The organism is Sphingomonas sp. ABOLH (assembly GCF_003951715.1).
GTDB classification, from domain to species: Bacteria; Pseudomonadota; Alphaproteobacteria; order Sphingomonadales; family Sphingomonadaceae; genus Sphingomonas; species Sphingomonas hankookensis_A.
Genome location: NZ_QQWV01000005.1, coordinates 83,100 through 95,807 on the forward strand (window position 1 = coordinate 83,100; position 12,708 = coordinate 95,807).

At 67.7% G+C, this 12,708-nt stretch carries 14 protein-coding genes; 4 read left to right on the forward strand and 10 right to left on the reverse strand.

Features of this window, described 5'->3' with window-relative positions; translation table 11 throughout:
• Position 1: 1 nt before the first annotated feature.
• Positions 2–367, reverse strand: coding sequence for a flagellar hook-basal body complex protein FliE (gene fliE / locus CA237_RS03960; RefSeq protein ID WP_066693756.1), 366 nt, complete (start codon positions 365–367; stop codon positions 2–4).
• Positions 364–1,647: a sigma 54-interacting transcriptional regulator gene (locus CA237_RS03965; RefSeq protein WP_066693967.1), complete on the reverse strand. Its 1,284-nt coding sequence runs from the start codon at positions 1,645–1,647 to the stop codon at positions 364–366. The genes fliE and CA237_RS03965 overlap by 4 nt, the downstream gene beginning before the upstream one ends.
• A gap of 245 nt (positions 1,648–1,892) precedes the next feature.
• Between CA237_RS03965 and CA237_RS03970 the strand changes: the two genes are divergently transcribed.
• A complete protein-coding gene (locus CA237_RS03970; protein WP_066693754.1) occupies positions 1,893–3,884 on the forward strand; it encodes a flagellin in 1,992 nt (663 codons plus the stop codon).
• 675 nt (positions 3,885–4,559) lie between these two features.
• Here the strand turns inward: CA237_RS03970 and fliA are convergent.
• The 8 genes from fliA to CA237_RS04010 form a co-directional block, all read right to left on the reverse strand.
• Positions 4,560–5,306 carry an RNA polymerase sigma factor FliA gene (gene fliA, locus CA237_RS03975; RefSeq protein WP_066688139.1) on the reverse strand — a complete coding sequence of 249 codons (747 nt, stop codon included), beginning with the start codon at positions 5,304–5,306 and terminating at the stop codon, positions 4,560–4,562.
• Positions 5,303–7,399: a flagellar biosynthesis protein FlhA gene (flhA, locus tag CA237_RS03980; RefSeq protein WP_198158486.1), complete on the reverse strand. Its 2,097-nt coding sequence runs from the start codon at positions 7,397–7,399 to the stop codon at positions 5,303–5,305. The genes fliA and flhA overlap by 4 nt, the downstream gene beginning before the upstream one ends.
• Entirely contained in the window at positions 7,399–8,307 is a 909-nt protein-coding gene (locus CA237_RS03985) for a lytic transglycosylase domain-containing protein (protein ID WP_126013007.1), read from the reverse strand. The genes flhA and CA237_RS03985 overlap by 1 nt, the downstream gene beginning before the upstream one ends.
• A gap of 194 nt (positions 8,308–8,501) precedes the next feature.
• Positions 8,502–8,840: a flagellar protein FlgN gene (locus tag CA237_RS03990; RefSeq protein WP_241215429.1), complete on the reverse strand. Its 339-nt coding sequence runs from the start codon at positions 8,838–8,840 to the stop codon at positions 8,502–8,504.
• Positions 8,827–9,135: a flagellar biosynthesis anti-sigma factor FlgM gene (flgM, locus tag CA237_RS03995; RefSeq protein WP_066688144.1), complete on the reverse strand. Its 309-nt coding sequence runs from the start codon at positions 9,133–9,135 to the stop codon at positions 8,827–8,829. The genes CA237_RS03990 and flgM overlap by 14 nt, the downstream gene beginning before the upstream one ends.
• Positions 9,136–9,327: 192 nt before the next feature.
• On the reverse strand, positions 9,328–9,858 hold the full coding sequence (locus CA237_RS04000; RefSeq protein WP_066688146.1) for a hypothetical protein: 531 nt from the start codon (positions 9,856–9,858) through the stop codon (positions 9,328–9,330).
• Positions 9,855–10,421, reverse strand: a complete 567-nt coding sequence (locus tag CA237_RS04005) for a flagellar motor protein MotB (protein ID WP_126013010.1) — start codon at positions 10,419–10,421, stop codon at positions 9,855–9,857. Before CA237_RS04005 ends, CA237_RS04000 begins: the two co-directional genes overlap by 4 nt.
• The gene (locus tag CA237_RS04010) at positions 10,418–11,071 is read right to left on the reverse strand and encodes a MotA/TolQ/ExbB proton channel family protein (RefSeq protein WP_241215430.1); all 654 of its coding nucleotides are present in this window, start codon (positions 11,069–11,071) and stop codon (positions 10,418–10,420) included. Before CA237_RS04010 ends, CA237_RS04005 begins: the two co-directional genes overlap by 4 nt.
• A 191-nt stretch (positions 11,072–11,262) precedes the next feature.
• On the opposite strand from CA237_RS04010, the gene flgB reads away from it, so the two are divergent.
• From flgB to CA237_RS04025, 3 genes are read left to right on the forward strand one after another with little or no spacing between them, the layout of a single operon-like run.
• Positions 11,263–11,613: a flagellar basal body rod protein FlgB gene (gene flgB, locus CA237_RS04015; protein ID WP_066688150.1), complete on the forward strand. Its 351-nt coding sequence runs from the start codon at positions 11,263–11,265 to the stop codon at positions 11,611–11,613.
• A gap of 4 nt (positions 11,614–11,617) precedes the next feature.
• Positions 11,618–12,025, forward strand: coding sequence for a flagellar basal body rod protein FlgC (gene flgC / locus CA237_RS04020; protein WP_126013013.1), 408 nt, complete (start codon positions 11,618–11,620; stop codon positions 12,023–12,025).
• A gap of 2 nt (positions 12,026–12,027) precedes the next feature.
• Complete coding sequence (locus tag CA237_RS04025) at positions 12,028–12,702, forward strand: flagellar hook capping FlgD N-terminal domain-containing protein (protein WP_126013017.1); 675 nt, start codon at positions 12,028–12,030, stop codon at positions 12,700–12,702.
• Positions 12,703–12,708 lie beyond the last annotated feature (6 nt).

Consider the following 12,708-nt stretch of genomic DNA (forward strand, 5'->3'; position numbering starts at 1 on the left):
ATCAGACCGGCATGCTCATGATGTCCTTGTAGGCGGACAAGAGTTTGTTCCTGACCTGCATCGTGGCTTCGAAGCCGACCGATGCCTGCTGGCGCGCCATCATCACCTTGGCGATGTCCACGGTCTCGCCGCGTTCGTACATCGCCGACAATTCGCTCGCCTTGTTCTGCTGCGCGTTCACGCCCTTCAGCGCGTCGCCCATCGCCTCGACGAAGCTGGTCGGCTTCGCCGGTTCGGCCTGCACCGGGGCGGCCGCGACCTGCGCATTCGCCTTGGACAGCGCCTGGTTGCGCTCGAGGATCTGCGCGCGCAGCGCCATCACCCGGTCGACGCCCATCGCGCCGCCGACACCGCCGACGCCGCTCATGCCGACGCCGCCATCGACTGGGTCGCCGAAGCGGCCAGCAGCTCGCCGGCCTCACGCGCCTTGGCGAGGCGGTAGCGCAGCGTACGCTCCGAAATGCCCAGCCGGCGGGCGGTCTCGATCCGGTTGCCGCCGCATTCCTCCAGCGTGCGGCGGATCGCCGCGAACTCGTGGATCTGGACGATGTTGGTCAGCGTCGCCGCCACCGGCTCGACCGCGCGCGGGGCAGCGGCGGCGGCGGAGGTGCTGGCGCGATCGAACACGATATCGTGCGCCTCGATCCGGTCGCCCATGCCCAGCAGCAGCGCGCGCTGGATCACATTTTCCAGCTCGCGGGCATTGCCCGGCCAGTCGTGGCGGCCGAGCATCGCCAGCGCCTCGTCCGAAATCCACGGCAGCGTCGAACGCATGCCCGCATGGCGCACCACCATCGCGGCAGCGAGCGCAGCGATGTCGCCCGGCCGGTCGGCCAGCGCGCGGGTGGTCAGCGGGAAGACGCTGAGGCGGTAGTAAAGATCGGCGCGGAAGCGGCCGGCGGCGACTTCGTCCTGCAGGTCGCGATTGGCGCAGGCGACGACGCGGACATCGACCGCCTCGGCCTGGGTCGCGCCGATCGGCACGACTTCGCGTTCCTGCAACACGCGCAGCAGCTTCGCCTGCAGCGGCAGCGGCATTTCCGCGATCTCGTCGAGCAGCAGCGTGCCGCCATGGGCCGCGCGGAAAAAGCCTTCGCCCGCCGCACCCGCGCCGGTGAACGCGCCCTTCACATGGCCGAACAGCATCGCTTCGAGCATGGTTTCGGGCAGCGCCGCGCAGTTGATCGCGACGAACGGGCCGTCGGCGCGGGCGCTTTCGGCGTGGATGGTGCGGGCCAGCACTTCCTTGCCGGTGCCGGTCGGGCCGTTGACCAGCACGGTGATGTCGGCGCCGGCGACGCGGCGGGCCAGCGCCTGAAGGGCCAGGCTTTCCGGATCGGCGGCGACCGCCTCGTGCCGGCCGCACAGCAGGGCTGCGGCAAAGGCATGGGCCAGTTCGGTATCGGCATGCGAATAGGACAGGCGGGCCGGGCGGCCGTCCGCAAACGGCGTCGCGGCGGCGGGACCATCGGCCAGCACCAGCGTGCGCGCCGCGATCGGCGGCACTTCGCCTTCCATGACCAGGAACACGTCGTTCGGCCCCGGCTTCTGTCCGGCATTGGCCAGGGCGAAGCCCTGCGCACGCAGCGACGAAACCAGCGTGAACTTGGCGCCAAGCACGGCAGCGGATGGATAGATCGAGCGCATCGTTTCGGACATTCCCCCTGAACGGCACCCTTTTGCCGGCAAATGGTTAACGGCCGGTAAAATCCACCCCGATTCGGCTCTGTACTCCGCGTACGCCCTCGTGCGCGCGCGAGGGGCCGCAAAATGCCGGAACTTTTTTCCTTAACCCGGTCCGCTGCGTGCCGTTTCTCCGGGCAGCAGCTTCGATCCCGATCGCTTCAAGGGGGGACGCGGGGCGCTGGAAGTCAGACTGGAGGACACACCCAATGACCGTTATCGGATCCAACATCGGATCGCTCCGCGCCGCCAACGCCTCGTCCGCTGCCAACGACGCCCTGAAGGCTTCGATGGAGCGCCTGTCGACCGGCAAGCGTATCAACTCGGCCAAGGACGACGCCGCCGGCCTCGCCATCGCCAGCCGCATGACCAGCCAGATCAAGACCATGGCAGTCGCCGCACGCAACGCGAACGACGGCATCTCGATGGCGCAGACCGCCGAAGGCGCGCTGGGCGAAGTCACCAACATGCTGCAGCGCATGAAGGAACTGGCTGGGCAGGCGGCCAACGGCACGCTGGGTTCGGCGGAACGCAAGTCGCTCCAATCGGAAGTCGGTCAGCTGACCGCGCAGATCAACGACATCGCGAACAAGACCAACTTCAACGGCATCAACCTGCTCGACGGCACGGTGAAGGCCGTGACGCTGCAGACCGGTTCGCAGGCCGGCCAGACCACTTCGGTCAGCCTCACCAGCACCTCGGCCACCGCGCTCGGCCTGAACGGCTACCGTGTCGAAGGCCAGGCGACCACCGGCCGCATCAACGCCGCGTCCGTCGCGGTCGGCGACGTACAGTTCAACGGCAAGAACGCGCTCGGCACTGCCTTGACCACGGCTGACGCCGAAACGACCGCTGCCAGCATCAATGGCAACACCGGCCAGACCGGCGTGTCGGCCAAGGCATATAACACTCTGTCAGGCGGTCCGATCGCGGCGGGCGGCATCACCGCGACCGGCAGCCTGACCATCAAGGTCGGTGCGAACGCAGCCGTCGACATCACCGGCGCCAACGGCCAGGAACTGGTCGACAAGATCAACCGCGACGTGGGCGGCATCAGCGCGCAGCTCGACAGCGAAGGCAAGATCGTCCTGTCGAACGACACCGGAAAAACGATTGAAATCGCCGGTTCAGCAGCGGGCAAGGCGGGCTTCACCAACGGCACCTATGGCGGCTTCGTCGCCCTGCAGAGCTCGACCGGCGAAGCGATCGACATCAAGCGCAGCGCGACTGGCGCAGCGGCGAGCTTGACCGCGCTCGGCTTGAACGAAACCACCTCGAATGAAGGCGTAAAAGGTACCGCTGTCGGCGATACTGCACTCTCCGTTACCGACGACGTGAAGATCAACGGCGTTGCCGTGGGTGCCTCGAACGACGCATCGGCCGCATCGAAGGCCGCCGCGATCAACGCCGTCAGCGACAAGTCGGGTGTCACCGCAACCGCTACGACCAAGGCGACCGTTGCACTGGCAGCCGGGAAGATCGTTGCCTCCAACACCTTGGTTGTCAACGGTTCGACGGTGACGCTTAGCGACTCGGACGGTGTTAGCGGTATGTCGATGTCGGACGTGGTGAAGAACATCAACGGTGCCGGCATCAGCGGCCTGGTCGCGTCGAGTGACGAGAAGGGCAACCTGATCCTCACCTCGTCGACCGGCAACGACATCACGCTGAAGGACGGCACCGGCGGTACCTCGGCGGGCTTGGTCATCGACATGAAGGGCGATGACGGCGGTGCCTCGACCGGCGCGATCGCCACCGGCCTGACCCTGCGTGGTCGTGTCGAGCTGAAGTCGGACACCGGTGCGGAAATCCGCGTCGAAGGTTCGGGCGGTCCGACCGGCTCGCTCGCCAAGGTCGGCCTGTCGGCCCAGGGCGGCTCGGCCGATACGGTCGGCGGCGCGCTGAACGTCTCGACCCAGGCGAATGCCGCGGTGGCGATGAACGCCATCGACAAGGCGCTCGACAAGGTCTCGGCGATCCGCGGCGACCTCGGTGCGGTGCAGAACCGTCTGCAGGTCACCGTCAACAACCTGACGACCACCTCGTCGAACCTGCAGGAAGCGCGCAGCCGCATCGAAGACACCGACTTCTCGGCGGAATCGACGGCGCTCGCCAAGGCGCAGATCCTCGGCCAGGCCTCGACCGCGATGCTGGCGCAGGCCAACCAGTCGCAGCAGGGCGTGCTGAAGCTGCTCGGCTAATCGGGCTCCGCCGCCGCCGTTCCCCCTTGATGAAGGCGGCGGCGGCGGGACTCCCGGCAACGGGCCAGCCCCCGGTGACCATCACGGTCACCGGGGGTTTCGGCGTTCCGGAGCACGGCCGACAGACTCTATATATAGGGGCATCGACAGACGCGCCGCGGCCTGCACGTCGCGCAACCCCGATCCTCCCCGCTCCGCGGGAGGGGGACCGTCCGCAGGACGGTGGAGGGGGGCGTCCACGAACGCCCCGGCTTCCTTCGTATCCCTGCGAAGGCGCAAATCCGGAATGCAAGGCATTGCCCGTCCGGAAAAGCCTTGTCCGTATCCCCGCGTAGGCGGGGATCCAGAACCTCAAACGCAACGCCGGCGTCCAAAAACCCTGGCCCCCCGCCTGCGCGGGGGTACGTCCCAAGAGCAACGGCAACGGGCTAGCCCACTTTCCTACAACCAACCCGCTACGCTAAACTCAACGTCCCGATCCTTCCCATCCGCCAACCTCCCACGTCACCCCGGGCCAGACCCGGGGTCCCGCTTCTTCTTCTCCGACCATCTCCGACCCACCACCCAACGCCCAACGCAAAACGCGCACGAGTGTGAACTTAGTGAACTTTGGCCACGAAAAAGGGGCCGAACCCCTGGTCCGACCCCGCTCAAGCGTTTGGAAATAAAAGAAAACTACCCCGAAGCTCGCGCCAACGCCCGTTTCAGCTTCTCATGCGCCGCCTTCTTGATCTGGCAGATGCGCGCTGCGCCGACGCCCAGCACCTGCCCGATCTCCTCGAGGTTCAGTTCCTCGACATAATAAAGCTGGATCACCTGCGCCTCCCGCTCGGGCAGCGCGGCGATCGCGGCGATCAGCGTGCTCCGCAACTCACCCTCGGCCAGCGCCTCGAACGCGTCGGGGCCGTCGTCCATGAACCACGGCGCCTCGTCGGTATAGACGTCGTCGATCGAATCGAACTGCACCGACTGGACATCGGCATAATCGACCCGCAGCCGCCCCAGCGGCACGCCCAGCCGGTCGGCGATCTCCGCCGGCACCGGCGCGCGGCCCAGCTCCACCGTCAGGCTCGACACCGCCTTGGCATAGTCGCGCCGCCGCTTCATCGCCCCGCGGCTGATCGTCGCCTGTCGCCTGAGTTCGTCGATCATCGCCCCGCGCAGCCGGGTGGCGAGATACTGCTCGAACGTCACCGTGCCGCGATCCTCGAACATCGGCACCGCCTCGACCAGCGCGACGAGGCCGACCTGCACCAGGTCCTCGACATCGACCATCGTGCTCATGTGACCATGGACGTGCCACGCGATCCGGCGGACCAGCGGCAGGTGGCGGCGGACGATCGCGTCGCCGTCGTTCGGTTTCGCATGCCGGGTATAGACCGGCGTGCTCAGCTCGGGCTGGGGGAAGAAGGGGGCGTTCATGCTGCGATGGCCTCCGGGGCGCCGATGACGGCGACGACTTCGACTGCCTTGTCCTCGGGAACTTCGAAGAAGCTCATGACGGGGGTGTCGGGCAGGTAGGACTTGATCAGCTTGCGGATCGCGACGCGGATCGACGGCTGCACGACCAGCGCGAACGGCTTGGCCTCGGCCATCAGCGGCTGCGCAGCGTTGGTCAGCGCGTCGACGATGCGACGGCCCAGATCGGGTTCGATCGCGTGGCGGCGGCTGGGATCGTTCCGCATCGCCTGGCCCAGCAGCGCCTCCAGCTGCCCCTCGAGCGTCATCACCCGCAGCGGCTCGCGCACCCCGCACAGCTTCTGGATGATGAGGGCGCCCAGTTCCGGCCGGATCAGCTCGACGATCTCGTCGGCATCCTGCGTCCGCTGGGCGACCACGACGATCGCGGCGGCGATACGGCGGAATTCCTTGAGCGTGATATTCTCGGCCAGCAGCGCGCGCAGCACCTGCGTCAGCGTGGTGAGCGTCAGCGGGTTGGGGCACAAAGCCGCCACCAGATTGGCGGCACGGTCCTTGAGGCCGTCGAGCAGCGCCTGCACCTCGTCCGGACCCAGCAGCTCGGTCGCATTGACGGTCAGCACATGGTTCAGGTGCGTGGCGATGACGGTCCCGGCATCGACCACCAGATAGCCGGCACCCGTCGCTGCATCGGCGTCGCCCGGCTGGATCCACACCGCGTCCAATCCGAAGGTCGGGTCCTTGGCGGTTTTGCCGTTCAGCATGCCGACCGCCTGGCCCGTGTCGAGCGCCAGCATCTCGGTCGCCGACGCCATGTCCTCGCCGACGACCACGCCGCCGATCGAGATGCGATAGGTGTAGGGGGCGAGGTTGATATCGTCGCGCACCTTCACCTGCGGCACGACGAAGCCCAGTTCCTTGGACAGCTGGCGGCGGACCCCGGTGATCCGGCTCATCAGCGGCGCGCCCTTGCGCTCGTCGACCAGCGGCACCAGGCCATAGCCGATGTCGAGCATGATGTGGCAGGTGTCGGCCACTTCCTCCCAGCAGATCTTCGACAGGTCGGCTGCTTCGGGCAGCGCCTCGACCGGCGGCGGGGGCGGGGGGGCGTTCTTGATCTTGCCGAGTTTCCACGATGCGAAGCCCGCAATGCCGGCGGCGGGCGCCAGCACGAGGAACGGCATCCCCGGCAGCATCGCCAGCAGCCCCAGGATACCGGCGACCGGCGCCCAGGTGCGGTGCGACGCGAACTGCGTCCCGATCTGGCCGGCCAGATCCTGCGAAGACGTGGAGGTGACGCGGGTAACGATGGCGGCGGCGGCGATAGACAGCAGCAGCGAGGGCACCTGCGCGACCAGCGCGTCGCCGATCGCGAGCAGCACATAGGTCTGCGCCGCTTCGCCGACCGCCATCTGGTGGCTGACGACGCCGAGGATCAGGCCGCCGACGATGTTGATCGCCAGAATGAGCAGGCCGGCGACCGCGTCGCCCTTCACGAACTTCGACGAACCGTCCATCGCGCCGTAGAAATCGGCTTCGGCGCCGGTCTCGATCCGCTTGTTGCGGGCTTCGTCGGGGGTGATCAGGCCGGCGTTCAGGTCGGCGTCGATCGCCATCTGCTTGCCGGGCAGCGCGTCGAGGGTGAAGCGCGCCGACACTTCGGACACGCGGCCCGCACCCTTGGTCACAACGATCATGTTGATGATGATCAGGATCGAGAAGACGAAGAGGCCGACGACATAGTCGCCACCGATCAGGAACGTCCCGAACGCCTCGATGACATGGCCCGCCGCCGCTTCGCCCTCATGCCCGTGGACCAGCACGACGCGGGTCGATGCGACGTTGAGGCCCAGGCGGAACAGCGTCGCGAACAGCAGCACGGTCGGGAAGGCGGAGAAGTCGAGCGGCTTCTGCGCGTTGAGCGCGACCATCAACACCGCGATCGAGATCATGATGTTCATGACGAAGAAGATGTCGAGCATGAACGCCGGGATCGGCACGACCATCAGCAGCACGAGCAGCAGGATCGCGGCGGGCAGCGCCGACCCGCGCATCGCGGGCAACAGGCTCTTGGGATTGCTCAGGATCGCCTGCATCACGCGTTACCCAGATTGGCGAGGATCGAATAGGCGAGGCGCGCCGATTCAGGGGTCGGGCGGTAGAGCGAGGCCATCTGCACCTGCGGCGTCGTCGCGTCGCCGCTGCGGCTGCGCACGACGTTCAGATTGGCCAGCGTCGTCGCCAGCCACGCCTCGTCATTGCCCTGCGCCTCGTTGCCGAGGATGACGTCGCCGTCGAAGCCGTTCATCATTACCGCCGGCTGCATCCGGTTGACCGGAAAGCTGCCCATCATGTCGCCCAGGTCGACGCCGCTGCCGCCGCCGGCCTTCGCGCCGCGGTCCAGCTTGGTCGCCATCTTGTCATAGATTTCGGCGAGCGAGCGCGGCTGGCCGCCGGCGCCGTAGAAGATGGTCCGGTTCGCACGCGCCGCGGCGGGGAACATGGCCGCAGCGGAACGATCGGGATTGCTCTGCATCGTGGTCAGGAACTGGCGCGCACCGCCCAGCCCCAGGAAATGCGCCATGTACAGGTCGGTGCCGGTGGCCGAGCGGCCCAGTGCGGTCTCCAGCGCGGCCTTGTTGTCGGCGGCATGCTCTGCGGCCATCAGCGACGATGCCTGCGGGTCGTTGCGCATCTGCAGGATCGCGCGGCGAGTGCCCGGATCGGCGACATAATAGCGGCCGTTGCTGCCCTGGCGGATGCTGTCGGATGCCCAGCCCATGCCGTGTTCGGCGCCATGCGCCTTCACCACGCCCAGCCAGCTCTGCTCGACGAACTGGTACAGCCCGGTGGCCGACGACGTCCCGGCACGCGCATTGGCCTGCAGGCCGCTTTCGACCTGCGCCTGGCCCAGCAGGTAATTGAAATCGACACCGGTCCGCGCGCTCGCCTTCGCGATCGCGCTATGGACATAGGATCGGGCTTCTACCGGAACGACACTCATCGGGCTGTACTTCGCTTCCCCTGTTCAGGAGCGAGAAAAGCAAGCGGCGTGCCAGTTTGGGATCGGGTGCGCAGTCAGGCTCGCCACGAGCGTCATCCCGGCGAAGGCTGGGATCTCTCGGTTGCAGCGCGGGACAGGAACCGCAGCAGACCCCAGCCTGCGCGGGGGTGACGCTTTGAAGAGCGGGAACGAACCTACCGATACGCCGCCGCAGCCAAGCGCTGCGGGGTGCCGGCAATTCCCGGCCGGTAGGCCGGCAAACCGCCGCCGGCCAGCTGGTCGATCCGCCGGCGGACATTGGCCGCCATCAGGTTGACGTAGATGCGGGCGGTCTCGTTCAGCCGCTGTGCCTCGCGCGCCAACGTCTCCAGCTCGGCGTCAAGCGGCAGGTCGTCATTGGCGGCGACCGCCTCGATCCCCTGCAATTTCATTGCGGTGGCGGTCTCCAGCGCGGTGATGTCGTTGGCCTGCAACGCCGCGATCTCGGCATGCAGGCTGTCGATGATCTGGATCAGCGCATCACGCCGGTTCATTGCTGTTCCAATCGAGTTTCAGGGCGATGAGCCGGTCGGCGATGGTGGCGGGCGACAGGGGGAAGCGTCCTTCGGAAATCGCCTTGCGGATCGTCGCGACGCGGTCGGTATCGACCGGTGGCGACGACGCCATCGCCTGCGCGGTGGTCCCGCCGGACAGCAGCGCCACGCCGCTCTTGGGCGCGCCCGTATCCTGCGGCGCCTGTGCCGTTTCCGTGCGTGCCTGCCCCTCGGTCCGCGCGACACCGCGCCCACCGATCGACGTAACCAGCCTTGATCCGACAGAATCCACCATGTCCCCGTCCTTCACGAACTGCTGACATGAGGAGAAACGGCGGCACCGGCGACTTCTTTAGCAAAAATTACTGGGGGGTTATTTTTTCGGATTTCATGGGGGCGGGAACGCCCACCGGTCCGCATTTGAGCCGTACCCCCGCGCAGGCGGGGGTACGATGCGGATTGGGCGGACGTATCGGCTCAGCCTACCCTACCCCGTAAAACCCGGCAGCGCCGCCCGGCCCGATTCCAGCGCGATTGCCTGGATCGGCGGCCTGGCCGGATCGACCTTCACCATCAACCGACCGCCGACCGGGGCATCGCCCATCGCCACGCCGTCACGCGTGATCGAGAAGCCGGGCGCGCCGGCCTCGACCATGATCGGGTCGCCCCGGCGGATGACCGGTTCGGGCTTGGCGGCGACGACCGCGACCGGCGCTGCCGCCGGGCGTTCGGGGGCGACGCGGGTCATCCGGCGGACCGGCACATAGACTTTCCACGCCGGCGCCATGCAGCTGATGACCACCGCATCCTGCCGGTCGGACAGCCAGCCGAATTGCGGCATAGCACAGCGCGCGAGCTTCAGGCGCGGATCGACGGGCATCTGCGCGCCGCCGTCCATGCCGATGCTGGCACCGGTGAACTGCACCACCGCCTCGTCGAGCTGGGCGGTCGATTGAAAGGTCTGCGCGGTGGCAGGGACCGCGATCAGCATCGCGGCGAACAGGCTGTGGCGGATCATTTCGTCTCTGCTCCATCGGCAGGGGCGGCAAGCGGCGCTTGCCGGTCGGCAACGGCTTGCCGCTCACCGGCAAAGCCCAGATCGATGAATACGCCCCGCCCGCCGGTTCCCGGCGGTGCGAAGGCGATCTGCGCGGGCGTCGCCGCGCCTTCGCGCACCAGCAGCGCGGCGACGGCGCGCGCGCGGTCGGTGGCGAGGATCGCGGCGCTGCCGGTCGTCGGGTCGACGTCCTTGCCGGCTTCGGGGCCGTCGGTCCCGCCGGTCAGCGTGACGGCGATGCGCCGGTCGGCGGCGGCACCGCGTACGAACTCGACGCTGTTGGCGCTGCCGGCGGGCAGGGCGGCCGATCCGGGCGCAAAGCCGTCGATCACCGCGCGTTCCACCGTCATCGGGATCGGTTCGGCATCGAATCCGGCGCGGATGCCGGCAGTCAGCGCGCGTTTGTCGACGGCCTGCGCCGCCTGCAGGAACACGAAGAACCCGACCAGCAGCAGCGACAGGTCGGCCAGGGTGGTCAGCCATAGCGGGCGACCGGGGGCGGGGTCGAAACGTTGGATTCTCATTCTGCGGCCTCCCGGAATTGTGGTCGCTCCCGCCTGGCGAGCGCGACCAGAGGTGCCTCGAAACGGGCACGTTCGAATGCTTCGGCGCGACCCAGCCGGCGCAGCCGTCCGGCGATGGGCATGCCGACCAGCGCGGCCAGCACCGCGCCGTATAGGGTGGACAGCAACGCGACGGCCATCGCCTGCCCGATCGCGGTCGGATCGGTCATCGCCATGAACATCCGCACCAGGCCGACCAGCGTACCGATCATGCCCAGCGCGGGGGCCAGTTCGGCCATCGCCGTCCACATGTCGGCGGCGGCGAGGTGCCGTTCGGCGCGGGCTTCGTTGCGGTGGCGCAGCGTCGCCGCCACGCCGTCGGGGCCGACGCCGTCGACGATCGCTGCGATGGCGTCGGCGATGTCGGGATCGGTGATCCGCGACCGGTCGAGCGTCATCACGCCATGCCGCTTGGCGATGCGGCCCAGCGCGGCAATCTGGCCCAGTCCCTCCTCGGCCGAAAAAGGCGTGCGGCCCAGCGTGCCGAGCGCGCGGATCGCGCGGGCAAGATCGGCCGGCGGCGTGCGGATCAGCAGCGCGACGAAGGTGCCGCCGACCACGAAGGCGGCGGCGACCGGATCGGCATAGGGGGCGAACATGGATGCGTCCATGGCCGCTTCCCTGCAAACACGGTGCCAGTTTTCGTGCCGGCAATGGCTTGCCGGATGCGGTTGCCGCTTGCCGGTCGGCGGCGGCAAAAGCGGCAATTGGACCATGGGTCGCGGGTTTCGCGAAAACTGGCACGCCCTTTGCTGTGTTTCCGCGTGACGCGCAGCTGGCGCGCCGATTTGGGAACCGTCCGATGGCCGACAATGCTCTGTTCGGGATACACGGCGCCGCGCTGCAGGTGCGGGCGCAGCGCATGGGTATGCTCGCATCGAACATCGCCAATGCCTCGACGCCCGGCTTCAAGGCGAAGGACGTCGACTTCCGCGCGGCGCTGGCCGGCGCGCAGCAGAGCGGCAATGTCGACCGCTCGATCGACAGCAACACGCTCTACCGCCGTCCGCTCCAGCCTTCGCTCGACGGAAACACCGTCGAACTGGTCACCGAACAGACCGCCTTCGCCGAAAACGCGGTCGCGTATCAGACGACGCTCGCGTTCCTGAACGGCCGCATTTCCACCATCACCCGCGCGCTGAAGGGGGAATAAGCCCATGCCCGCACCAATGAGCATCTTCGAAGTATCAGGCCGCGCCATGTCCGCGCAGCTGGTGCGGATGAACACCACCGCCTCGAACCTCGCCAATGCCGGCGCGGTGTCGACGACCGAGGCCGGCGCCTATCGCACGATGAAGCCGGTGTTCCGCACCACTTTCGATGCAGCCAGCGGCCTCGCCACGGTCGATGCGGCGCAGGTCGTGACGGCGGGCGAGGCGCCGGCCAAGCGCCACGATCCCGGCAACCCGCTGGCCGATGCCGAAGGCAATGTGTGGGAAGCCGCCGTCGATGAACCGCGCGAGCTGGTCGACATGCTCGATGCCGCCCGCACCTATCAGAACAATGTCGAGGTGATGTCGACCGCCAAGTCGCTCATCACCGAAACGCTGCGCCTGGGACGCTGATCATGACCACCACCGCCATCCAGAACATCCCGACGGTAAAGGGCGCGAACGACGCCGCGGCCAAGGCGAAACTGGGCCAGCGCTCACTGGGGCAGGACGATTTCCTCCGCCTGATGACCGCACAGCTGCAATATCAGGACCCGTTCAACCCGACCGACAACGGCCAGATGGTCGCGCAGATGGCGCAGATGTCGTCGCTGTCGGGCATCACCGAAATGAGCTCGACCCTGAAGACGTTGTCCGCCCGCCTGGCCGGCAGCGGCACGAGCGACGCGGTGTCGTGGATCGGCAAGGCCGTCCTGACCGACAGCGCGACGGCCACCGCCGATACCAAGGGCAATGTCACCGGCGCGGTCGAACTCGACAAGGACGCCGCGCAGGTGAAGGTCGAGATCCGCGATGCCAACGGCAATCTCGCCCGTGCCGTATCGCTGGGTGCGCAGCCTGCCGGCATGGTCGATTACCAGTGGGACGGAAAGACCGAGGACGGCAGCGCCGCCGGCGCCGGCCCCTACACGATCAGCGTCGCGGCCAGCGATGCCAACGGACAGGTGGTGAAGGCTCGCAACCTTGCCTGGGCCGGGGTCTCCTCCGTCATGCCCAATGGCGGAAAACCGATGCTGACGCTGTCCGACGGTCAGCAGGTGCTGGCCGATACCGTTCGCAAGATCGCCTGAAATTCC

Coding starts and splice junctions, on each gene's coding strand:
- CA237_RS03990 (WP_241215429.1), bottom strand. CDS start 8,840: ATGAACCGGCGTGATGCGCTGATCCAGATCATCGACAGCCTGCATGCC.
- CA237_RS04005 (WP_126013010.1), bottom strand. CDS start 10,421: ATGAGAATCCAACGTTTCGACCCCGCCCCCGGTCGCCCGCTATGGCTG.
- CA237_RS04025 (WP_126013017.1), top strand. CDS start 12,028: ATGACCACCACCGCCATCCAGAACATCCCGACGGTAAAGGGCGCGAAC.
- CA237_RS03970 (WP_066693754.1), top strand. CDS start 1,893: ATGACCGTTATCGGATCCAACATCGGATCGCTCCGCGCCGCCAACGCC.
- fliE (WP_066693756.1), bottom strand. CDS start 367: ATGAGCGGCGTCGGCGGTGTCGGCGGCGCGATGGGCGTCGACCGGGTG.
- flgB (WP_066688150.1), top strand. CDS start 11,263: ATGGCCGACAATGCTCTGTTCGGGATACACGGCGCCGCGCTGCAGGTG.
- CA237_RS03985 (WP_126013007.1), bottom strand. CDS start 8,307: ATGAGTGTCGTTCCGGTAGAAGCCCGATCCTATGTCCATAGCGCGATC.
- CA237_RS04010 (WP_241215430.1), bottom strand. CDS start 11,071: ATGGACGCATCCATGTTCGCCCCCTATGCCGATCCGGTCGCCGCCGCC.
- flhA (WP_198158486.1), bottom strand. CDS start 7,399: ATGCAGGCGATCCTGAGCAATCCCAAGAGCCTGTTGCCCGCGATGCGC.
- flgC (WP_126013013.1), top strand. CDS start 11,618: ATGCCCGCACCAATGAGCATCTTCGAAGTATCAGGCCGCGCCATGTCC.
- fliA (WP_066688139.1), bottom strand. CDS start 5,306: ATGAACGCCCCCTTCTTCCCCCAGCCCGAGCTGAGCACGCCGGTCTAT.
- CA237_RS04000 (WP_066688146.1), bottom strand. CDS start 9,858: ATGATCCGCCACAGCCTGTTCGCCGCGATGCTGATCGCGGTCCCTGCC.
- CA237_RS03965 (WP_066693967.1), bottom strand. CDS start 1,647: ATGCGCTCGATCTATCCATCCGCTGCCGTGCTTGGCGCCAAGTTCACG.
- flgM (WP_066688144.1), bottom strand. CDS start 9,135: ATGGTGGATTCTGTCGGATCAAGGCTGGTTACGTCGATCGGTGGGCGC.